Source organism: Mesorhizobium sp. M4B.F.Ca.ET.089.01.1.1 (assembly GCF_004022605.1).
Taxonomy (GTDB): domain Bacteria; phylum Pseudomonadota; class Alphaproteobacteria; order Rhizobiales; family Rhizobiaceae; genus Mesorhizobium; species Mesorhizobium abyssinicae.
Genome location: NZ_RZOS01000706.1, coordinates 1 through 1,984 on the forward strand (window position 1 = coordinate 1; position 1,984 = coordinate 1,984).

The following is a 1,984-nucleotide window of genomic DNA, read 5'->3' on the forward strand; positions in this document are numbered from 1 at the left end:
GGTTCGTTACGCCCGATCCTCTGGGCCCCCGCCCGAACTCGCACACGGTCGCCGACTGCAAAAAGGGTTCGGCTAGCGAGTTGCAGGTCGGCCCAAGCTATCGCTTGCCATTGCGCTAAGCGCCAGCACCCGCCGGTTGGCGGCGGTAGGAGCGTCGGGATGTCCTATTGCAACAAATCACTATGAAGCTGCCCGCAGCCGCTCCAGCCATCGCGCCCGCGCCAAGTGCGATGCCCAGACGCGACGTGCCCGTTCCGGCTGGCGCTCTGGGTCAATGTTCAGGGTGGCTCGTGCCACCTTGCGCCAGTCGATGCCCTTGTCCTCCGCCATCAGCAGGACGGCGTAAGTCGGGAAGTGCGCCACGTCGTAAGGCGTGACGCCGGCCAACTCGGGTGCCTCATTGTCTATCCAGTCTTCGTCTTCCATTGAAGGCGCGTTGATGTAGCGGCCAATCGAGGCCAGGTGCGCCGCGATCTGGTAACCAGATCGCGGCTCCCGTAGCGTGCGTCGATTTCGCCGAGCTTCTTGTACAATCCCTTACGCTTGTCGCGCGGAACATCAGTATCGCCCAAGGAGTAGAAACTCGGACCGACAGCGCAGATGTCGCAGCCGGTTGCGAGCACGTCCCGAACGAACGCGGGAATGTCCTTTTCTTGCATGCGCTTCATTTCAAGAGGCCTCTTTTCGCACCACCATTTCCTATCAAAACGCTCCAGATTTGCAACCATACCGGGCAACCAAGCGACGGGGCTTTTAGGGGGCCGCTTTGGCGCCCTGTTCAGACAAGGTTTCCCTTCGACTCTCCGGGTTGCTGGTTCCGAGTTGGTGTGATTTCGCGTCAGGGCAACGATGCGCGTGAATCCTTTGTCGGAAATGAGCCCGCTACGTCTGGACTCGTTGCTTTGACGGACGCATTCTCCATTTGGGGAAAGTGGTTCATCCATGGCGGAAACGGCGAACACGGTGGTGGTGCACGCTTTTAACGCCCGTCTTGGAATAGCGCTCGGCCGTGTGGACAGTTGCCGCAACCATAGGACAATCGCCGCGAGAGTGACAACGGCGCGGTAATTGCGGGCGGTTTTCTCGAAGCGGGTTGCGACCCGGCGGAACTGCTTGAGCTTGGAGAAGCAGCACTCGACGAGATGACGCTGGGCATAGAGGTGCTTGTCGAGCGGATATTGAGTGAGCGCGATGGATTGTTGGGTATGACAGCAACCGGATTCTTGGCGGCGATGGCTTCGCGTAAATAGTCGGCGTCGTAGGCGGTGTCGGCGATGACCACGTCGGCGGACAGTCCTTCGATCAAGGCTGCGGCTTGCGGCGCATCGCCCTTTTGCCCTGCAGTAAGCGTGAACCACCGCCGCGGGAGCGACCAAGGGCTTGATCTTCAGACCCCCTTTTTTGGCCCCAGCCGCATGTTGGTCGGCTCGGACGATGGTGGAATCGATGATTAGATGTTCGAAGTCCGGATCATCGAATATCGCCTCGAAGATGCGCCACCAGATACCCTTGCTGCTCCATCGACTGAAGCGGCGGAATACGCTGTTTCAATCGCCGAATACATCGGAAGATCGCGCGGCTGCCAGGAGCGAGTCAATGCTGCTGCGCGCCACAACAGACAAGGATTGTCAATCATCACGGAATCGGGACCCTGGTTTTTCATGTAAAAGGGACCTGGCTTGGGATGGTGAAGGGCACGCCGGTTAGCGCCCGATCAGGCGAAGCTGGTCGGGGTTGCACAGCCTGATCGGGTGCGGCTGATTGGTTTTTCGACTTCAGCTTTGAGATCGGCACTCCACTGAGGCAAGCAGAGGGTGGGCCGGATCTCCAAGATGGTCAATCGCTATATCCGACGATTGCTGTACCTTGGCGCCATGGAACAGATCAATGCTCAGACGTAGACTCAACCGCGAGCCCGGGTCGGATTGACTATCGATCTGCTGATCCGGAAGAAAACGAAGGTCGTCGCCGCCATCGCCTTGGC

At 59.2% G+C, this 1,984-nt stretch carries 1 protein-coding gene and 2 pseudogenes; 1 reads left to right on the plus strand and 2 read right to left on the minus strand.

Translation table 11 applies throughout. From position 1 onward, the window contains the following. Positions 1-180 precede the first annotated feature (180 nt). Together EN780_RS32960 and EN780_RS32965 are read right to left on the minus strand one after the other, a co-directional pair. On the minus strand, positions 181-426 hold the full coding sequence (locus EN780_RS32960) for a DUF2285 domain-containing protein (protein WP_128276355.1): 246 nt from the start codon (positions 424-426) through the stop codon (positions 181-183). 596 nt (positions 427-1,022) lie between these two features. Further along, positions 1,023-1,565 (minus strand): annotated as a pseudogene (locus EN780_RS32965) (IS5 family transposase); the annotation flags it as partial. A gap of 237 nt (positions 1,566-1,802) precedes the next feature. Here EN780_RS32965 and EN780_RS41000 point away from each other — a divergent pair. Then, positions 1,803-1,984 (plus strand): annotated as a pseudogene (locus EN780_RS41000) (IS110 family transposase); the annotation flags it as partial.

What these genes read in the sequence shown, in the direction of transcription:
- EN780_RS32960 (WP_128276355.1), bottom strand. Translation starts at nt 426, where the DNA reads ATGGAAGACGAAGACTGGATAGACAATGAGGCACCCGAGTTGGCCGGC.